Genomic DNA, 16,735 nt, shown 5'->3' with positions numbered 1-16,735 from the left:
TATCTAGTAGATGAGAGAGCTTCAGCGCGCTGGGTCGACGAGGCCGTTGAGGGAGGCGTTACGGCGAAACCATCCGGCGATGCTGGCTCTGGGTAACCGGGTCGGCAATACCTCGTGGGGCACCGTGTCGGATAGAAAGCAAACGAAGGTGCCGGCTTCGGGACGGATACGCGTCAGTTCGCGCTCGGGTGTTGCCGGATCGAAGATGGCCATTTCACCGCCGCCGTCGTCTGGCCAGTCACTGTTCAAGTAGAGCACCGTCGAGATCACCCGGTTGGCGCGACCGCGAAAGCTGTCGACGTGCTTCTGATAGAAGCTGCCCGGTGGGTACTGGGCGAAATGCGCTTCGAATTCGAAGAGCCCCAGGTAGAGCTCGATGTTCAGCGCATGCTGCAGGGTTCCCATGGCAGCCAGGTACTGGCGCTGGGGCAGGCTCTCTCGGTTCAGCCAGTGGATAGCATCGCCGCGAATATCTCGCCGCAATTCGTGGGCCTCGCCGCGGCCAATGCCGGCAGCGGTCAGCGCGTCTCGCTCGGCGAGATCATTGAGTTCGCGTTGTAGAGCCAGGCATAGGGCGGGGTCGATGAGGCCCTCTGCCACGCACCAACCATGCTCGACCAGGTGATCCACAAGGCCTGTCAGGGCGGTCGTGTCGAGCAGGGGAGTATCAGACATCATGGCGTACTCAGATGACGTTCGGGCCGGTAGCATAGCTCGCCCGGCGGTCGCTCGAACAGGTTGATGGGCATCGCGAAGCCCTCCGCCAGCAGCTCTACCAGCATCATCGCCGACAGGCCCCAGATCACGTGGTCATCGTCCTGAGGCTCATCCGCCGCCCTGCGAGCGGCGGATGAGCCCGGCATCCGCTGATGGGGTACCCGATAACTCGGTACATAGTAGTCGCGGCCCTCGACCCTGATGACGTCGGTATGGGTGCGCCTGTCGTCGAGAAAATGGGACAGTGGTACCTCGAAGATGGCATCCAACTCGCCGAGTTCGGGGATGAGAGGCAGGTCGGCGGGAATCATCCCCACATAGGGAGTCACACGAAGGCCGTGCAGGGAGATGACGTCGCTGAGTCGCCCCAGCAGTTGGACGTGCTCAGGGGGCAGGGCGATTTCTTCCTCGGCCTCGCGTAGAGCGGTGGCCAACAGATCGTCATCGCCGTGTTCCCATTTGCCACCAGGAAAGGCTACCTGGCCGCCATGCTGTTTGAGATGATCAGCGCGGCGGGTGAACAGCAGCGTTGGTTCTGGGCGGTCCACGATCGGCAGCAACACGGCGGCACGCGGCAGCTTGAGCGCCAAACGTTGCGGGACATGTGCTTGCAGGCGATCGCGAAGTTTCTCTAACATGGGTCTTCCACAGGGTTTCCTTCCTTGTAACCAGCCCCCGTCAAAGCGTCAAGTGGGCATCCCACAGGCCGCGTGAGGACCGTCATGAATTTCTGCAGCCAGTGCGGGCAAAATGTCCGTTTTGCCATTCCCGAAGGTGATGATCGCCCGCGTTTCTTATGCGATGACTGCGGCACCATCCACTACCAGAATCCGCGCATTGTCGCCGGTACGCTAGCCATCAGCGGCAACAAGGTGCTCCTGTGTCGTCGTGCTATCGCCCCACGCAAGGGTTACTGGACGCTGCCGGCAGGCTTCATGGAAAACGCCGAAACCACTGTCGAGGCCGCGGCCAGGGAAACTCGCGAGGAAGCCTGTGCCGATGTCGATATTCATGACCTCTATACGATGATCAATCTGCCGCACATCGATCAGGTTTTCATGATCTTTCGCGCCGATCTGAAAGGCAGCTTCGAGGCCGGCCCCGAAAGCCTTGAGGTGGCGCTTTTCGATGAGCATGAAGTGCCCTGGGACGAGCTGGCCTTCCCGACCATTGAACGCACCCTTCAGCACTTCTTCCTCGACAGGGAGAACGCGCACTACCCGCTGCATATTAGCGACATCACTCCCGAAGACCGTGAGCGCTACTTCGGGAGTGCTTGAGGAGGCCCGGCGCCTGGCGCCGAGCCTCTCCTCACTTGATGTACCCGCCGGAAAGATTCCTCCTAGCCTGGCCAGTGCAGTAGCAGCGCGATTACCGCGAAGTGTGCGGGGTACCAGGCGAGCCACAGCCGCCGCGGCATCGGATATCGCACTCGTGATACCCAGCGCCATGCCCCGGCAGCCAGTAGCACCATGGTAAGGCTGGTCGCAACGGTGAAGGATTTGGCCATCACGGAACTGTTCATCAGGCCGGCATTGAGAAGCAGCGGAAGCGTTGCCGCCGCGCCTGCAAGGCTTGTTAAGCGGCCCGCTGATGAGCCGCCAAGCTGTGAGAAAGCCAGCATGTAAAGCGGAATCATCGCAAGGCCGAGATGGCCGTATTCGACCCAGTCGCCAAGCACCCACCATGCCAGACTCATCATGACCAGGTTTGCGATCGCAAGCCCTGTGTTCACCGATACCGGTTGACGCTGACTGGATGGGCCATCATGGCTATTCGAGTGCAGGAAAGCCAAGCCTCGAAATGGCTGCTCTTGATACAGCATGTTGCGAAGCAGGATGCCGGCGGCAAGCCCAGCGGCCAGAGTGAAGCAGATATTCAACTGGAAGCCATCACGCGGCATGGTCATGTAGGGCAGTTGGGCGACCAGCCCGATGACCAGGATGCGCTTCGCATAACGCAGCGGGTTGCGCGTATTGAAGAGGCCATGCCAGGCGACCATGGCCGAGAACAGCGGGAAGGCGATGCGACCGATTGACGAGCTGGCCCAGCCGGCATCCCAGCTATCGGGTAGCAGGTAGCGCGTGATGTGGTCCACGGTCATGGTAATCAGTGCTAGCCACTGGCCCCAGCCGGTCCAATAAGACATCTTCGCCTTTTCGGAAGGCTGGCGTCGGGCAGTGCGCTGCTCACCTGCAAGTCGACTCGGACGCTCAGGCACGATGACGCTCATCATTGAAGACTTCCATCATCTCGCTGCGTACGTCATCGACCCAGGCGCTGGGTTTCATGTAGACCCATGCGCTGTGCTGCTGACCCTCGTCGTCGCTGATCGTCAAGCGTCGGCGACGATAGCCGTCGTGTTCATTGACGCGCTCGAGGCTATCGAGGGCATCGAGGGTTTGGCTATCGACCCGGTAGAGTTCACCCGCGACGAGGTAACCCTGGCCTTTGGCTTCGACCAGTACCGGCCTGAAGTCGTCGCCATGCAGTACCAACGGGTAGGCATCACAGGTCGTGCCGTGGTCGACGAACTCGGCATTGTTCAGATGATCTGCGTGGTTCACGAACCCTAATTTCAGAGTGCCGTAGACGAACATCAGGTGGGACATGGTGGCTCCTCCTTGCGCGCGGCGGGCGTACACCAGGCGGTTCTATGGCTGCTCAATGCCTGCTCAATACGGCATCCGTCAAATACTACGCCTGTCATCTGCCTGCCCCCAACTGTAGCCTCTAAACGACAGTCAATTTGGTGCACCGACCAATCCTCCATGGCAGGCCTCGATATAGAGCCCAAAGTCAGCCTCGCGCATCATGAGCTATCTGCATGGATTGCCCAAGGGTCGCGCTGTTGACCGGCACACATCGCCTGAGCATCTACTCGGGCATTCATGTAAAGGCCCGCCCGGGGAATTCGGGGGGCCTGGTTGAAGGGGTGGCTTACTGAGCGGTGGTCGTGTCGGCTTCGCTCGTGGTGGGCTCCTGCATCTCGGTGGCCTTCTCGTCGATTTCCTCTAGGCTGGCATTCGAGGCCTCGCTTGGTGTCGTCTCGGCCTTGGCGTCCTCCTCGGGCTCAAGCATCTCTTGTTGGGCCTCCTGCAGGCTCTCGTCGCCGGAGGGGCCGCTGGTCACCGGTTCCAGAACCAGGGTGATGGGCTCCTGCTCAGCGTCGGGACCAACCTCGACGGTGTGGCGTTGCTTGGTGCTCCAGCGTAGGTTGCCATCGCCATCGTACAGGGTCGCCTGCAGGATGTAGGCGCGGCTTGCGGTTGTGGTTGCGGCTGTGGCGTCGTAGTCGAGGGCAAACTCGACGGGTTCACCGTCCTTGGGAATCACTGTGGTCTCAGTAATCACGGCGGGGTCATCCGCCTCGGCGACGTCCTTCAGGCTCACCGTCACCTCGGCCTCTTCCGGTAATGGGGTCTCGGTAGCTGAGAATTCCAGCTTGCCCTGCAGGGTCCGGCTGGCCTGCTGCTTGGTCTGGCTTGATGCTCCGTCTTGGGTGGCCTGTTCGGTCTGGCTGGACGCTCCGTCCTGGGCGGCCTGTTCGGTCTGGCTTGACGTTTCGTTCTGGGCGGCCTGCTCGGTGTCGTCCCCGCTGTCGCAGCCGGCGAGGACCAGAGTGCCCGTGAGGGCTGCCGCAATGAAAAGATGACGTTTCAGTTTCATGGTCGTTCTCCTTCGGCACGTTTCCTTGTGGAAGTGTCGGTCGTATTACCGCCGACCGCTTGTCCATGACCCTAGCAAGGCAATGCGCAGGAAGGGTGAAAACCGGTGTCGTTTGTCAGCGACGCTTCTACCGTCGTTTGTCGTTGGAGTTCAAGTAACCCACTGCCATTGTGTGGGATGCTGTGCCGAATCTTCGGTGGTTGCCCGTCTTGGACTCGTCAGTCTGAGCGATGCCCTGCACGCAGCAGGCGCAGGCCATTGGCGACCACCAGCAGGCTGGCGCCCATGTCGGCGAACACCGCCATCCACAGCGTCGCCTGACCGGTAAAAGCCAGCACCATGAAGACCGCCTTGAGGCCGAGGGCGATAGCGATGTTCTGAACCAGCACGGCCCGGGTCGCGCGTGACAGGCGCAGGAAGATAGGCAGCTTGCCCAGATCGTCATCCATCAGCGCCACATCGGCGGTCTCGATGGCCACGTCGCTGCCCGCGGCCCCCATGGCGAAGCCGATGTCCGCGCGCGCCAGTGCCGGGGCATCGTTGATGCCGTCACCGACCATGCCGGTCACGCCGCTGGTCGTGCAGGCCTCGATGGCGGCCAGCTTGTCCTCGGGCAGCAATTCGCCCCGGGCTTCGTCGATGCCGGCCTCGGCGGCGATGGCGGCGACCGCTTGTTGATTGTCACCGGACAGCATCAAGGTGCGAACCCCGAGTCGGTTCAGCGTCTGGATGGCCTTGAAACTGGTCGGTCTCACAGGGTCCTGAACCACGAAAAGTGCCAGCACGCGGGTCGCGTCACCGAGCATCACCACGCTGGCACCCTGACGCTCAAGCGCTGCTAGGCGTTCTTCGAGGGCGTCGCTTTCAAGGCCATGGCGATGCAATAGCCGCCGGTTGCCTAGCCACAGCGACGTACCTTGTTGCTCGCCTTCCACCCCCAATCCCGGCCGTTCGCGGAAGGCCTCGATATCTTCCTCCCCGGCGTCGTCTGCGAGTTCATCATGGATGGCACGGGCAACAGGGTGCGTCGAGCGTGCGGAGAGGCTTGCCGCCTGACAGGCCAGTCGTGCGCGGTCTGTATCATCGGGGTTGTCACTAAGGTCTTCCTTCAAGGCGGACCAGGTCGTCAGGCGAGGGCGACCTTGGGTGATGGTGCCGGTCTTGTCGAGTGCCAACCAAGAGAGCCGGCGGCCCTGCTCGAGAAAGCGCCCGCCCTTGATCAGGATGCCCTGGCGGGCAGCGGCGGACAGTCCACTGACGATGGTCACGGGCGTGGAAATCACCAGCGCACAGGGGCAGGCAATCACCAGCAGCACCAGGGCCCGGTAGATGCCGTCGAGCCAGGCGCCCTGGACTGAGGTGAAGCCCCCAAGGAGTGGCCAGGCCAGGGCGGTGAGCAAGGCGAGCGCCAGGACGGCGGGGGTGTAGATAGCGGCGAAACGATCAATGAAGCGTTGAGTGGGCGCACGACTGGCCTGGGCTTCTTCCACGGCGTGAATGATGCGGGCCAGGGTGGTGTCATCGGCGGGTCGGGTGGTGCGGTAGTCGAAGTCGCCATGGCAATTGATGGTGCCGGCGAAGACCGCTTCACCCGGGCTCTTGTCACGGGGCAAGCTCTCGCCGGTAATCGGTGACTCATCCAGTGTCGGTTGGCCGCGAAGGATGGCACCGTCCAGGGGCAGGCGCTCACCGGGCAGGACGCGCACCACATCACCCACGGCAACTGCCGCGGCGGATACCGTCTCCCAGTCGCCATTTGGGGCCTGACGCCGGGCGTTATCGGGCGCGGTATCCAGCAGTTCGCGGATGGCTCGCCGTGCGCGATCCAGCGAGCGGGCCTCGATGCGTTCGGCCAGGGTGAAAAGCACCATCACCATGGCCGCCTCGGACCAGTGACCGATCAGCAGGGCGCCGGTTACCGCCACGCTCATCAGGGCATTGATGTTGAGGCTGCGGTGGCGCAGCGCGACCCAGCCCTTGCGCCAGGTGGGAAGGCCGACCAGCCCGATCGCGGCCAGTGCCAGCAGCGGAGAAAGCCAAGTCGCGGCGGTTATATCGGCCCAACCGGTTAGCTCAGCCGCAAGCGCCAGGGCGGCGGCAGTCAGCAGCTTGCCCCAGCGCTGGGTAAAGGACTCGGCAGTGGTGGCTGGATCATCTTCACTGTCGTTGTCGACTCCCTCGCCATCGAGAGCCTTGGGTGTCATGCCCAGATCACGCACGCGTGTCGCCAGATCGTCGGGGTCTGCATCATGATGATGAATGCTCAGTACCCGGCCCATCAGGTCGAATTCCAGGGCGGCGACCCCGGGCGCGTCGGCCAACGCCTTGCGCAGCAGGGCTTCCTCGGTGGGGCAGTCCATTTCCTGAATACGCAGGCGCAGCGTCATGCTGCCGGGCGGTGCACTTTGGGCTTTTGTCTCGCGTTGGTGCTGCGACGACTGGGCACCGCAGCAGCCGCCAGCAGCACGAACAGGTTCATGGTGTTGACCCCGCTCGTTGACGTGATCACCGGACATCGTGAACTCCTTGAGTAATGGCTTGAGTCATGACAAGCCCTATAGTCAGTATAGGGTCAACCCTTTAGACAGACCCTTCACTCAAGACACAGGGAGAACGCGGCCATGAAAATCGGCGAACTGGCGAAGCGCAGCGGCTGCCGCGTCGTCACCATCCGCTATTACGAGCGCGAAGGACTACTGCCGGCGCCGGCGCGAAGCGCCGGAAACTACAGGCTCTACGGCGAAGCCCACGCCGAACGGTTGGCCTTCATTCGCCATTGTCGCGTGTTGGACATGACCCAGGACGAGATACGCGCACTGCTGAATTACCACGACCACCCCGAGCGGCCCTGTCAGGACGTCGACGACCTGATCGATGCGCACCTCGCTCACGTGGCGGAGCGCATTGCACAACTTCAGAGCCTCGAGCGCTCGCTTGTGGACTTGCGGGCGCGTTGTCAGGGCCAACGACCCGCCAGTGAGTGCGGCATTCTCAGGGAGCTTGCTCGACCCCTGGAGGAAGAGGCCGGGCGGGGTGCGGGGGAGAAGAGCAACCATGTGCCCGGGACGCATCCTCGACTTTGACGTTGTTCGACTTTGACGTTGTCATTGCAGCAGTCACGTCGCTTTAAACGCCACCGACCCCGACAGTGTCAGGGTCGGTGGCGTTTGGTTAGTCGTGGCGATTCACGCCTGATGGCGACGTCCGGTAAAGTCGCTCGGAAGTATGGCAAGGGGATAGAAATAGACATCACCGTGAGACAAAAGTGCACATTTTGTCGCATATGAGCCCTTTTTGTTCGTATCCAGTGCCAGTTCCGGCCTTACCTCGTGAGATGTTCTAAAGAGTTTGCCAACCAAGGAAAGCTGAAATGAAAAAAACAATACTGGTAACGAGCGTCACCCTGGCACTAATGACGTCTGCGTCTCAGGCTTGGTCAGAGGTCCGGACCCTGAAGTTTCACAGTGGGCTTGCGGAATCGCGCCCCGAGGCGGCCTCAATAAAGCGTTTCTCCGAGCTGGTCGATGAGTATTCCGACGGCCAGCTGCAGGTCGACGTCTATCATGCAGGCTCGCTTGGCCTGAAAGAGGCCGATATGCTGCGCATCATGCAACGTGGCATGGTCGACATGGCGCTGATGTACGGAGAGTATTACAACCGTGATGCCCCGGAAATGGCCTCTGTCTATGCACAAGGGGCGATCACCGATGCGGAGCAGCATCTTGAGATCTTGCCTACCTTGCGCAAGCTGTATCGCGAGGGCTATGCCGACTGGGGCATCCACACGATCGGTGGTGTCGTCGCCCCGGTGTTCGATGTGGGACTGCATTGCAAGGAGCCAGTCAACAGCCTCGAGGGTCTGCGCGATAAGAAGGTACGCGTCTGGTCGGGTCACCTCGTTGAAACCTTTGATCGCCTCGGTATCTCGGCCCAGGTGATTCCTCAGAATGATATGTATCTGGCCCTGCAGACTGGCGTTGTGGACTGTGCCTATTATCTGTCGACTGTCGCACAGACAGTTTCCCTCCAGGAAGTGACCGACTACGAAGCTTACCTCCACCCCTGGGCCGCTTCACCTTGGATGTTCGGGGTCAGTGATAGCACCTGGGAAAGCCTGGATGAGCAGCAGCAGGAGGTCTTAACCCGGGCTGGCAATGAAATTTGGCAAGAGACGCGCGATCGAGCAGTGGACCCTGAGCGCGAGGCCAAGGCACGAGAGGAACGCAAGGCCATGGGCATCACGATGCTGCCGGCGTTCTCGGACGAGGATGTGCAGACCTTCGTGGATGCCGCCTGGGAAGCCTGGCACGAGATGGCCGATGGTATTCGCTACTACGAAACCGTCACCAGTGAACTCCAGGATGATTCCCAATAAGCCATAATTGAGAGAGGCCTGTAATGAAAGTCTTGTCTACTTTGCTGGACAGACTGGTATACGGGGTATTCCTGATAGGCGTGTGTGGAGGGATTTTCATGACCGGCCTCGTGCTGGTCAGTACTCTGATGAGATATCTGGCCGGAAGCCCCATCGGGTTTTCCGATGAGCTTTCCGGCCTGCTGTTTCTCTCCCTCTCGTTCTTGTCGCTTCCCCACGTGTTGAATACCAGTCAGCACATTCGCATCGATCTTCTGGTGCGTAAGCTTTCCCACCGGCTGGCCGTGGCGGCCGATATTTTCGCCAATGCGATCTTCATCGCCTTCGCCACCACCTTCGCCTACCAGGCATGGGACTTCATGATGTTTTCCTTTCAGATCGGCTCGCGTTCCGAGATTAGCGGGGTCCTGCTTTGGCCCTGGATGGCACTGATGCCGATGTCGATGCTGCTGTGCATCTTGATCGTTGTGAGAAACGGGCTGCGTAGTCTTGCTGGCTCTGCCGATGAAACCTCCGGGGAGGGCTTGTCATGAGTTGGGCGATTCTAAGCGCAGGCTTGCTGGTGTTTCTAGGCAGCGGTGCCGTACTGGGTGCGGCGCTAGGGCTGACCGGTTTCATTCTGCTTCATTTCCAGGCCGGCGGCGCGTCGGCACTGGCGATCAACTCGGCCTGGAACCTGCTGACCGAATTCACGCTCAGTGCTGTGCCGCTGTTCATCTTTCTCGGTGACATATTGCTGGCCAGCGGCATTTCGACCCGGGTCTACAACGGTTTGACGCCACTTTTCCGGCGAATTCCCGGTCAGTTGCTGCATACCAACATTGCCGTCTGCACGCTCTTCGGTGCGGTAAGTGGTTCCAGCACCTCTACCGCGGCGGCGATCGGCTCAGTCGGCTATCCCGAGCTTAGCAAGCGTGGCTACTCCCCCAGCATGATTGTCGGTACGTTGGCTGCGGGCGGCACGCTGGGGTTGCTGATTCCGCCTAGCTTGGCGCTACTCATCTATGGGGCGACCCAGAATGTTTCGATCGGCAAGTTGTTCATAGCAGGCATGCTGCCTGGCTTGATGATTGCTACGGCATTCTTTGGCTGGATCATGGTGCGTTCGAGTTTTGGTTCTACGGTCGCACCGCCCCGCGAGGAGAAGATGGACTGGGGGGCAGTGGGGCGTGGCCTGCTAGAAGTCTGGCCCCTGCCGATCCTGATTTTCTTTGTGCTCGGCACCATCTACATGGGCATCGCAACGCCCACCGAGGCAGCCGCGCTTGGAGTGACGGCCAGTATCGTGCTTGGTTTGACCTGGGGCGATCTTGATCTGAAGAAGTTATGGGGAGCGTTCAAGCATGCGTCGATGATGTTTGGGGCTATCGCCATGATCTTGATCGGTACCGTGATTTTGTCCCAGGCGGTTAGCCTGCTCGGGATGCCCAGGGCCGCAGTCGATGCCATCGCTGGTCTGGGGCTGGATCGCTACGGCATCCTGTTGTTGATCGTGCTTGTCTATCTGCTGCTTGGTTGTTTCTTCGACGGGATATCCCTGCTGCTGATGACCCTACCCATTACCTTCCCGATGGTAACTAGCCTGGGTTTCGATCCCGTCTGGTTCGGCATCATCGTGACGCTGTTGATGGAAATCGGCATGATCACGCCACCAGTGGGGCTCAACCTGTTCGTTCTTTGCTCGATTACCCATAATCAAGTGTCGTTGCCTGAAGCTGCCTGGGCCTCGCTGCCCTATTGGGTGATTCTGTTGGGTGCCGTAGGCGTCTTCACGGCATTTCCGAATCTGATTCTTTGGCTACCCAATCTTTTATAGGCTATAGATGTACGATACTCGGCGGCGCCGCCGGGTATCGTGTTATTGGTGTCTCCGCCATCTTCGTATGCCGGTATTGGAGTAGAGTTGCCCTGTGCTTAGACGTTGCATGGCAGTTAATGCAAGAAACGCATTAAGGGTTTTTATCACCTCTAAACAATGTCCGGTTGAGATGATAATGATCGCCGGTAAAAAGCCATGGTAAAAAGTGCTCGATTTAAAAGCCTTCTGATTAGCAAGAACAGAGCCTTTATTAACGCTATAGCTAGTGAAGAACCGATAATTCGAAGAAAAAAGGTTGCCTTCATACTTTTTGAGCATTTCTCCTTGATGGCCTTTACGGGGGCTGTGGATGCTCTGGTAACGGCCAATTTAGTCAAGTCGAACATGAGATATGAGGTGTCGGTTTTCAGCGATGGCGGTCATAAGGTCCTTAGTGATATAGGAATTGAAGTCGCTGTAAATTATGCTCTGGAAGATCTAGACGAAGGAGATGTTGATTACCTCATACTCTGCGGCGGATATCGCCTCGAGATGCACTCCTCCCATTCTCTTAGAGCTAAATTAAAGGCCGCAAGCCATGCCGGGTGTCTGCTGGGTGGGTTGTGGAATGGTGCATATTTCATTGCCGAGGCCGGTTTGTTGGACGGATATGAATGTGCGTTCCACCCCGATGGGCGAAGCATGATGTCGGAGGAGTTTCCTGAGGTTGTAGTCTCTCAACGAAGCTGTGTTGTGGATCGTGATCGAGCAAGCTGTGCCGGCGCCAATAGCTCGCTGGACATGATGTTGTTGATCATCCGTCAAGACTGTGAGGGTGCCTATATCAATGCCATTGAGGAGGTCTTGAGTTGTGACAAAAGGTCAGAAGTCATCGATACGTCTGTCATAAGCATCGATCGTGACCTCAGTCTTCCTCAGGCACTCAAAGATGCGCTAGAACTAATGAATAATAATATCGATGAGCCTTTGTCGATCAAGGAGGTGGCGACTTGGATCGGGGTTTCGAGGCGTCAGTTGGAGCGCTTGTTCAACTGTTGGCTCGAAGCAACACCGTCACGGTACTATCTGGAGTTACGGCTAACACAAGCCCGACAGTTACTTCAGCATACGAATAAAAGTCTCACCTATATTGCCGTCGCGACGGGTTTCGTTAATATTTCCCACTTCAGGCGTTGCTTTAGTCGGCTGTTCGGTATATCGCCAACGCGGTTTCGTAAGGCAATCCACCTTTATGATTGAGAACAGTCACTTTAGCCATCTCTTTATAAGAATCTCGAAAGTGCAGGTGTGTAAATATGGTGTCTGATCACCAATAACGTTTTATTAAGCGAAAGTTTGCTTGAGCTGTCGCCATGCTATAGCGCTAAGATATCTCCGAGCTTAAACGTCAACGGCCCCGAGTATATCGGGGCCGTTATTCATGCGAGGCAAGACACGTGTTTGGCGCTGAGGCTTACTTCGAGCCGAAGTACTCGCCGTAGATTTCTTCGTAGGTGCCGTTGTCTTTCAAGGTGGACAGGGCTTCATTGAAGGCTTGAGCCAGGTCTTCGTCGCGCTGGCGGAAGGCGATGCCGAAGCCATCACCGAAGTATTCCTTGGGCTCGGTGATCATCTCGCCGATGACCTTGTAGTCGCCGGCATTGCTGTCGATCAGCGTGGCCTTGCCGACCGGAAAGTCGAGGAAGACGATGTCCAGACGGCCCGCGTCCATGTCCAGCACCATATCGTCGGCGGTGGCATAGCGGTTGACGTCGGCCACGTCGCCGAAGTTATCGGTAACGTAGTTGTCCTGCAAGGTGCCGCGCTGGACGCCGATGGTCATGCCTTCAAGGGTCTGCGGATAGGGCACTTCGATGGCGCTGTCGCTCGGGGCGAACCAGGCGGAGGGCGGCGTGAAGTACGGGTCGGAGAACAGCACCTGCTTGCGACGATCGTCGTTGATGGTCATGGACGACATGATGGCATCGTACTTGCGTGCCATCAGGCCGGGAATGATGCCATCCCAACCCTGCACGACCCACTCGCACTGGATACCGATTTCGGCGCACAGCGCGTTGCCAAGCTCGATGTCGAAGCCGGTCAGCTCGCCATCGGGCGTGCGGAATTCCATCGGTTCGTAGGGGACATCGACGCCGATGCGGATGTCGCGTACGTCAGCGTTGGCGCTAGTGGCGAAAAGCGTGGCGCCGATCAGGCTGATGCCGAGGATTGTCTGGATTTTCATGGAGGATATCTCCGTTATTGTAGTGAATCACCTTGTGGGTGATGTCCGCCGCCAAGATAGCGCACCCCGGGAGCGGTCGGAAGGGGAAAGCAGGAGCAATATTGCCCTGCTTTCCAACGCTTGTTTGACGCTAAGCCATTATTGCCCCGACGGTTTGAGATGCGCCAGAAGACGCTTCTCGAGATAACGGAACAGGTAGAGAATACTGAAGGTGAGGCACAGGTAGATTGCCGCCACGAACAGGAAGGCATCGAAGGGCGCGTAGAAGCGCGCATAGACGAAGCGGGCCGCCCCGGTCAGATCCATGATCGTCACCACGCTGGCGATCGCGCTGGCGTGCAGCATGAAGATCACCTCGTTGCCGTAAGCGGGCAGGGCGCGGCGGAAAGCGCTGGGCAGCACGATGCGTCGCATCATTAGCCACCAGGACATGCCGTAGGCGCGGGCTGCTTCGATCTCGCCGCGGGCAGTGGACTTGATGGCGCCCCGGAAGATCTCGGTGGTGTAGGCGGCGGTGTTCAGCGTGAAGGCGATAAGCGCCGGTACGAAGGGCTTCTCGAGGATCACCCATAGCCAGGTGTCCTGAATGCCTTCGATGAACACGACGCCGTAGTAGATCAGGTACAGCTGCACCAGCAGTGGCGTACCGCGGAACACGTAGCAGTAGAAGAAGATAGGCATCTTGATCCACTGATGTTTCGAACCTCGGCCAATGGCCAGCGGGACCGCCAGTATCAGGCCGATGATCAGCGACAGGAACACCAGCTGGACGGTGGTGGTCAGGCCTTCCCCGTAATAGGAGAGGGTCTGCAGGGTGAAGATGTCGTTGTTGGCCAGCAGCCCCTCAATCCAGGTCGTGAGTGATTCCATCAGTTGGTCTCCCCAAAGCCGACGTCATAGCGTTTCTGTAGCCGTGCGAAGCCCCATTCGGAGACGCAGGCAATCAGCAGATAGATGCCGGCAACGATCAGCATGAAGGTGAAGGGCTCGCGGGTCGCCTTGGAGGCCTCAGCGGCCACACGCACCATGTCGGATAGGCCGATCACCGATACCAGGGCGGTGGTCTTGAGCAGTACCATCCAGTTGTTCGACAGGCCTGGCAGCGCATGGCGCATCATCTGCGGGAAACGGATGCGCCGAAACACCAGCCAGTTGCTCATGCCGTAGGCGCGGCCGGCCTCGATCTGGCCGTTGTCTACCGCCATGAAGGCACCGCGGAAGGTCTCACCCATGTAGGCGCCAAAGATCAGGCCGATGGTCAGCACCCCTGCCACGAACTCGTTGACGTTGATGAAGATATCGATATCGAACTGGTAGTAGAGCCAGTCGGTGACCTGGTTGATACCAATCTGCCCGCCGAAGAACAGCAGCATCATCAACACCAGGTCCGGCACGCCTCGGATGATGGTGGTGTAGAGGGTGCCGATGCGGTGTAGCGCCCAGCTGCGCGACATCTTGGCGCTGGCGGTTAGCAACCCCAGTACCAGCGAGAGGATCAGTGACAATAGCCCCAGCTGGATGGTGATCATGGCGCCCTCGAACAGGCGCGGGCCGTAGCCATGCAGGTCGATCATGTGAGTCTCCTTGTTCCGAGGCGGCGCATCAGTGCTTGGGCGCCAGGAACTGCTTGAGGCGCTCGGACTTGGGATTGCCGAGCACTTCATCCGGCGGCCCGGCTTCTTCGACCTGCCCCTGGTGCAGGTAGATCACCTCGGTGGAGACATCACGGGCGAAAGCCATCTCGTGGGTGACCACGATCATGGTGCGGCCTTCCTTGGCGAGGTCGCGCATGACCTTGAGCACGTCACCGACCAGCTCCGGGTCAAGCGCCGAGGTCGGCTCGTCGAACAGCATCACCTCTGGGTCCATGGCCAGCGCCCGGGCAATGGCGCCGCGCTGCTGCTGGCCACCGGACATCTGGGCCGGATAATAGTCGGCGCGATCGGCGAGCCCGACGCGTTCGAGGAGTTCACGAGCATGGGCGACGGCATCCTTGCGGGATTTGCCAAGCACATGGATCGGCGCCTCGATGATGTTCTCGAGCAGCGTCATGTGCGCCCAGAGGTTGAAGCTCTGAAAGACCATCGACAGCTTGGCACGCATGTCGACGACTTGTTTCCAATCCGCCGGCTCGCGACCGTGCTTGGTCATCTTGAAGCGGATGTCCTCGCCGTGGACGATCAAATCACCTTCGTTGGGTTGCTCAAGCAGGTTCATGCAGCGCAGGAAGGTGCTCTTGCCTGAACCAGACGCACCGATCAGGGTGATGACGTCACCTTTCTCGGCCTTGAGCGACAGGCCTTTCAGCACTTCGGTGTCACCGAAGCGTTTCTTGATGTTGCGTACTTCCAGGGGAATAGGCGTAGCGGCCATGGATTCAAGCTCCAGTGCAGGGGGCCTCGTGCCGGGATGGCGGCAGGGCAGGAAGTCAGCGTGGCTGGCGCGAAAAGGGGGCGATTCTATCAGCCTGGGAACGGGCTGGCAGAAGAGATATAAGGCCTTTTGCTACGACTTTTGTCTAGGGTGTAAGAGTGGGGAGACATGGGGGTTTCCTCTAACTTGTTGTTGTAATGGATGTAATTCTATTAAACCTGTTTCATACGATTGTTTTGTCGCGCGTGAGTATTGTCACGCATAGCGCGACATCATGAAGCGTCTAGCCGCTTAAGCCGGGAGGCGTCACCTCGACGACCAGCAAGGCAGCCCGGGCGCCGATTTCGACACGAGCGTTGGGGAAGACCACCCGCTGCGGGTGTTGCCCCACGACATAATCGCCGGCCTCGGCATCACGCGCGAGACGCTCGCCGGGGGCAAATTCGCAAAAGTTCGGTGTGGCGTCGTCGAAGCAGAGAGCAAAGTCCTCGGACGCGCGCATGAGCTCATGCTCGACGCGAAAGAAGCTCATGCTCTGGGCCGGGGCTCCCGGCGGTTCATGCCCCTCGATCAGCGCTTCGAGCAGGGCGCGCATGGGGCGCAGGGCGGCCAGGTCATTCTCGCCGAAGGGCGCGACGCGACCGAGCTCCAGGGTGAATGCCTGGGCGCCGTGATAGTGGCGCGAGTAATGCGAGAAGGTCCAGCTATGGCAGTGCTGATGGAGCACCGCCTGGATGCCGGCGCGCGCCAGCCACTGCCACTGCGCGGGCTCGGTGGCCATGGACTCGGTGAAGGGCTCCACCGCGAAGCGCGGAAAGCGGCTATCGCGAATGGCGGTATGAAGGTCGTAGTGCAAGGGCGGCAGCGTCGCGTGACGGGCGAAGAAATCATCAACCGCTGCCATGAGCACGCGGGCCCGGTCGGGTTCCTCGCCAGCCGTGTCTAGGTCGCGCTCAAACAGCCGGTTCAGGTTGGTGGTGATGAAGCGCTTGCCCGCACGCATGGCAGGCGGATTGCCGATCAGGATCAGTACTGGCGCGCCCAGGCGAATCAGCCCGGCCTCGAGCCGGGAGAGTAGCTCGCCGACGAGCTCCACCGGCGCCGTCTCGTTGCCGTGTACCGCCGCCGAGAGTACGCAGGCGCGGGCGCCAGGTAGCGTCTCGTTAGGGTTAAGCTCGAGGATGCCGGGGCCGTGAAGCCGGTAGTGGCCGAAGGGCAGCCGGCCATGTTCGTGTTCTGGTGCGACATCATCGAGGAGTTGATCGAGCCAGTTATCCAACATGCCGATATCCAGGTTGGCGAGCACGGCTGTCAATGATGTGAGTATATGTGGCCGGCAAGGGCTGGCAGATGTCGACGAAATGCGCCGCGTGAAAACCCATCATGGAGACGCCTGCTTGTCTGGTTGTTGTCATGAACGGTCGTCGCAAGACGATCAATGGACCCACCTTCCGAATCCGTTGCCTTGCCGACAAGGCTAGACGTCGAGCTGATGAAAATGTCTGGTGCGATAGTGAAAAGCGGCGGTATGTCATTCGGCGGGAAGGGTAGTGAGCAA

Annotated in this window: 17 protein-coding genes; 6 read left to right on the top strand and 11 right to left on the bottom strand. The window is 59.5% G+C overall.

What is annotated here, in order from left to right; all coding sequences use genetic code 11:
• Positions 1 to 21: 21 nt before the first annotated feature.
• Positions 22 to 678: a 2OG-Fe(II) oxygenase gene (locus tag ETC27_RS02305; RefSeq protein WP_136253350.1), complete on the bottom strand. Its 657-nt coding sequence runs from the start codon at positions 676 to 678 to the stop codon at positions 22 to 24.
• On the bottom strand, positions 675 to 1,355 hold the full coding sequence (locus ETC27_RS02300) for a CoA pyrophosphatase (protein WP_136253349.1): 681 nt from the start codon (positions 1,353 to 1,355) through the stop codon (positions 675 to 677). The genes ETC27_RS02305 and ETC27_RS02300 overlap by 4 nt, the downstream gene beginning before the upstream one ends.
• An 84-nt stretch (positions 1,356 to 1,439) precedes the next feature.
• On the opposite strand from ETC27_RS02300, the gene ETC27_RS02295 reads away from it, so the two are divergent.
• Complete coding sequence (locus ETC27_RS02295; protein WP_136253348.1) at positions 1,440 to 1,997, top strand: NUDIX hydrolase; 558 nt, start codon at positions 1,440 to 1,442, stop codon at positions 1,995 to 1,997.
• A gap of 62 nt (positions 1,998 to 2,059) precedes the next feature.
• Here the strand turns inward: ETC27_RS02295 and ETC27_RS02290 are convergent, their stop codons facing one another.
• The 4 genes from ETC27_RS02290 to ETC27_RS02275 form a co-directional block, all read right to left on the bottom strand.
• Positions 2,060 to 2,866 carry a TraX family protein gene (locus tag ETC27_RS02290; RefSeq protein WP_136253347.1) on the bottom strand — a complete coding sequence of 269 codons (807 nt, stop codon included), beginning with the start codon at positions 2,864 to 2,866 and terminating at the stop codon, positions 2,060 to 2,062.
• Between the two features lie 64 nt (positions 2,867 to 2,930).
• Positions 2,931 to 3,329 carry a gamma-glutamylcyclotransferase family protein gene (locus ETC27_RS02285; protein ID WP_136253346.1) on the bottom strand — a complete coding sequence of 133 codons (399 nt, stop codon included), beginning with the start codon at positions 3,327 to 3,329 and terminating at the stop codon, positions 2,931 to 2,933.
• Between the two features lie 328 nt (positions 3,330 to 3,657).
• Positions 3,658 to 4,386, bottom strand: a complete 729-nt coding sequence (locus ETC27_RS02280) for a YbaY family lipoprotein (protein WP_136253345.1) — start codon at positions 4,384 to 4,386, stop codon at positions 3,658 to 3,660.
• 218 nt (positions 4,387 to 4,604) lie between these two features.
• Positions 4,605 to 6,902: a heavy metal translocating P-type ATPase gene (locus tag ETC27_RS02275; RefSeq protein WP_136253344.1), complete on the bottom strand. Its 2,298-nt coding sequence runs from the start codon at positions 6,900 to 6,902 to the stop codon at positions 4,605 to 4,607.
• Positions 6,903 to 7,007: 105 nt separating this feature from the next.
• Between ETC27_RS02275 and cadR the strand changes: the two genes are divergently transcribed.
• The 5 genes from cadR (at position 7,008) to ETC27_RS02250 (ending at position 11,819) form a co-directional block, all read left to right on the top strand.
• Positions 7,008 to 7,469 carry a Cd(II)/Pb(II)-responsive transcriptional regulator gene (gene cadR / locus ETC27_RS02270; RefSeq protein ID WP_136253343.1) on the top strand — a complete coding sequence of 154 codons (462 nt, stop codon included), beginning with the start codon at positions 7,008 to 7,010 and terminating at the stop codon, positions 7,467 to 7,469.
• 287 nt (positions 7,470 to 7,756) lie between these two features.
• Positions 7,757 to 8,761, top strand: a complete 1,005-nt coding sequence (locus tag ETC27_RS02265; RefSeq protein WP_136253342.1) for a TRAP transporter substrate-binding protein — start codon at positions 7,757 to 7,759, stop codon at positions 8,759 to 8,761.
• 98 nt (positions 8,762 to 8,859) lie between these two features.
• A complete protein-coding gene (locus tag ETC27_RS02260; RefSeq protein ID WP_240724764.1) occupies positions 8,860 to 9,294 on the top strand; it encodes a TRAP transporter small permease in 435 nt (144 codons plus the stop codon).
• Entirely contained in the window at positions 9,291 to 10,577 is a 1,287-nt protein-coding gene (locus ETC27_RS02255) for a TRAP transporter large permease (protein ID WP_136253340.1), read from the top strand. The genes ETC27_RS02260 and ETC27_RS02255 overlap by 4 nt, the downstream gene beginning before the upstream one ends.
• Positions 10,578 to 10,775: 198 nt before the next feature.
• On the top strand, positions 10,776 to 11,819 hold the full coding sequence (locus tag ETC27_RS02250) for a GlxA family transcriptional regulator (RefSeq protein WP_136253339.1): 1,044 nt from the start codon (positions 10,776 to 10,778) through the stop codon (positions 11,817 to 11,819).
• A 214-nt stretch (positions 11,820 to 12,033) separates the two neighbouring features.
• Here ETC27_RS02250 and ETC27_RS02245 read toward each other — a convergent pair whose 3' ends face one another.
• The 5 genes from ETC27_RS02245 to ETC27_RS02225 form a co-directional block, all read right to left on the bottom strand.
• The gene (locus ETC27_RS02245; RefSeq protein WP_439331784.1) at positions 12,034 to 12,804 is read right to left on the bottom strand and encodes a transporter substrate-binding domain-containing protein; all 771 of its coding nucleotides are present in this window, start codon (positions 12,802 to 12,804) and stop codon (positions 12,034 to 12,036) included.
• A gap of 138 nt (positions 12,805 to 12,942) precedes the next feature.
• Entirely contained in the window at positions 12,943 to 13,674 is a 732-nt protein-coding gene (locus tag ETC27_RS02240; protein ID WP_136253338.1) for an ABC transporter permease, read from the bottom strand.
• Positions 13,674 to 14,378, bottom strand: coding sequence for an ABC transporter permease (locus ETC27_RS02235; protein ID WP_136253337.1), 705 nt, complete (start codon positions 14,376 to 14,378; stop codon positions 13,674 to 13,676). The genes ETC27_RS02240 and ETC27_RS02235 overlap by 1 nt, the downstream gene beginning before the upstream one ends.
• A gap of 28 nt (positions 14,379 to 14,406) precedes the next feature.
• Positions 14,407 to 15,177, bottom strand: coding sequence for an ABC transporter ATP-binding protein (locus ETC27_RS02230; protein ID WP_136253336.1), 771 nt, complete (start codon positions 15,175 to 15,177; stop codon positions 14,407 to 14,409).
• A gap of 283 nt (positions 15,178 to 15,460) precedes the next feature.
• Positions 15,461 to 16,459 carry a succinylglutamate desuccinylase gene (locus tag ETC27_RS02225; RefSeq protein ID WP_136253335.1) on the bottom strand — a complete coding sequence of 333 codons (999 nt, stop codon included), beginning with the start codon at positions 16,457 to 16,459 and terminating at the stop codon, positions 15,461 to 15,463.
• Positions 16,460 to 16,735: the final 276 nt, after the last annotated feature.

This window comes from Onishia niordana (assembly GCF_004798965.1).
In the GTDB taxonomy this organism is placed as follows: Bacteria; Pseudomonadota; Gammaproteobacteria; order Pseudomonadales; family Halomonadaceae; genus Onishia; species Onishia niordana.
Note: the sequence above shows the minus strand (reverse complement) of the source record. Positions and strands in the feature narration are given on the sequence as shown.

Excerpts from the sequence above, each read along its gene's own strand:
- ETC27_RS02305 (WP_136253350.1), bottom strand. The coding sequence starts at position 678 with ATGATGTCTGATACTCCCCTGCTCGACACGACCGCCCTGACAGGCCTT.
- ETC27_RS02300 (WP_136253349.1), bottom strand. The coding sequence starts at position 1,355 with ATGTTAGAGAAACTTCGCGATCGCCTGCAAGCACATGTCCCGCAACGT.
- ETC27_RS02295 (WP_136253348.1), top strand. The coding sequence starts at position 1,440 with ATGAATTTCTGCAGCCAGTGCGGGCAAAATGTCCGTTTTGCCATTCCC.
- ETC27_RS02290 (WP_136253347.1), bottom strand. The coding sequence starts at position 2,866 with ATGTCTTATTGGACCGGCTGGGGCCAGTGGCTAGCACTGATTACCATG.
- ETC27_RS02285 (WP_136253346.1), bottom strand. The coding sequence starts at position 3,329 with ATGTCCCACCTGATGTTCGTCTACGGCACTCTGAAATTAGGGTTCGTG.
- ETC27_RS02280 (WP_136253345.1), bottom strand. The coding sequence starts at position 4,386 with ATGAAACTGAAACGTCATCTTTTCATTGCGGCAGCCCTCACGGGCACT.
- ETC27_RS02275 (WP_136253344.1), bottom strand. The coding sequence starts at position 6,902 with ATGTCCGGTGATCACGTCAACGAGCGGGGTCAACACCATGAACCTGTT.
- cadR (WP_136253343.1), top strand. The coding sequence starts at position 7,008 with ATGAAAATCGGCGAACTGGCGAAGCGCAGCGGCTGCCGCGTCGTCACC.
- ETC27_RS02265 (WP_136253342.1), top strand. The coding sequence starts at position 7,757 with ATGAAAAAAACAATACTGGTAACGAGCGTCACCCTGGCACTAATGACG.
- ETC27_RS02260 (WP_240724764.1), top strand. The coding sequence starts at position 8,860 with ATGACCGGCCTCGTGCTGGTCAGTACTCTGATGAGATATCTGGCCGGA.
- ETC27_RS02255 (WP_136253340.1), top strand. The coding sequence starts at position 9,291 with ATGAGTTGGGCGATTCTAAGCGCAGGCTTGCTGGTGTTTCTAGGCAGC.
- ETC27_RS02250 (WP_136253339.1), top strand. The coding sequence starts at position 10,776 with ATGGTAAAAAGTGCTCGATTTAAAAGCCTTCTGATTAGCAAGAACAGA.
- ETC27_RS02245 (WP_439331784.1), bottom strand. The coding sequence starts at position 12,804 with ATGAAAATCCAGACAATCCTCGGCATCAGCCTGATCGGCGCCACGCTT.
- ETC27_RS02240 (WP_136253338.1), bottom strand. The coding sequence starts at position 13,674 with ATGGAATCACTCACGACCTGGATTGAGGGGCTGCTGGCCAACAACGAC.
- ETC27_RS02235 (WP_136253337.1), bottom strand. The coding sequence starts at position 14,378 with ATGATCGACCTGCATGGCTACGGCCCGCGCCTGTTCGAGGGCGCCATG.
- ETC27_RS02230 (WP_136253336.1), bottom strand. The coding sequence starts at position 15,177 with ATGGCCGCTACGCCTATTCCCCTGGAAGTACGCAACATCAAGAAACGC.
- ETC27_RS02225 (WP_136253335.1), bottom strand. The coding sequence starts at position 16,459 with ATGTTGGATAACTGGCTCGATCAACTCCTCGATGATGTCGCACCAGAA.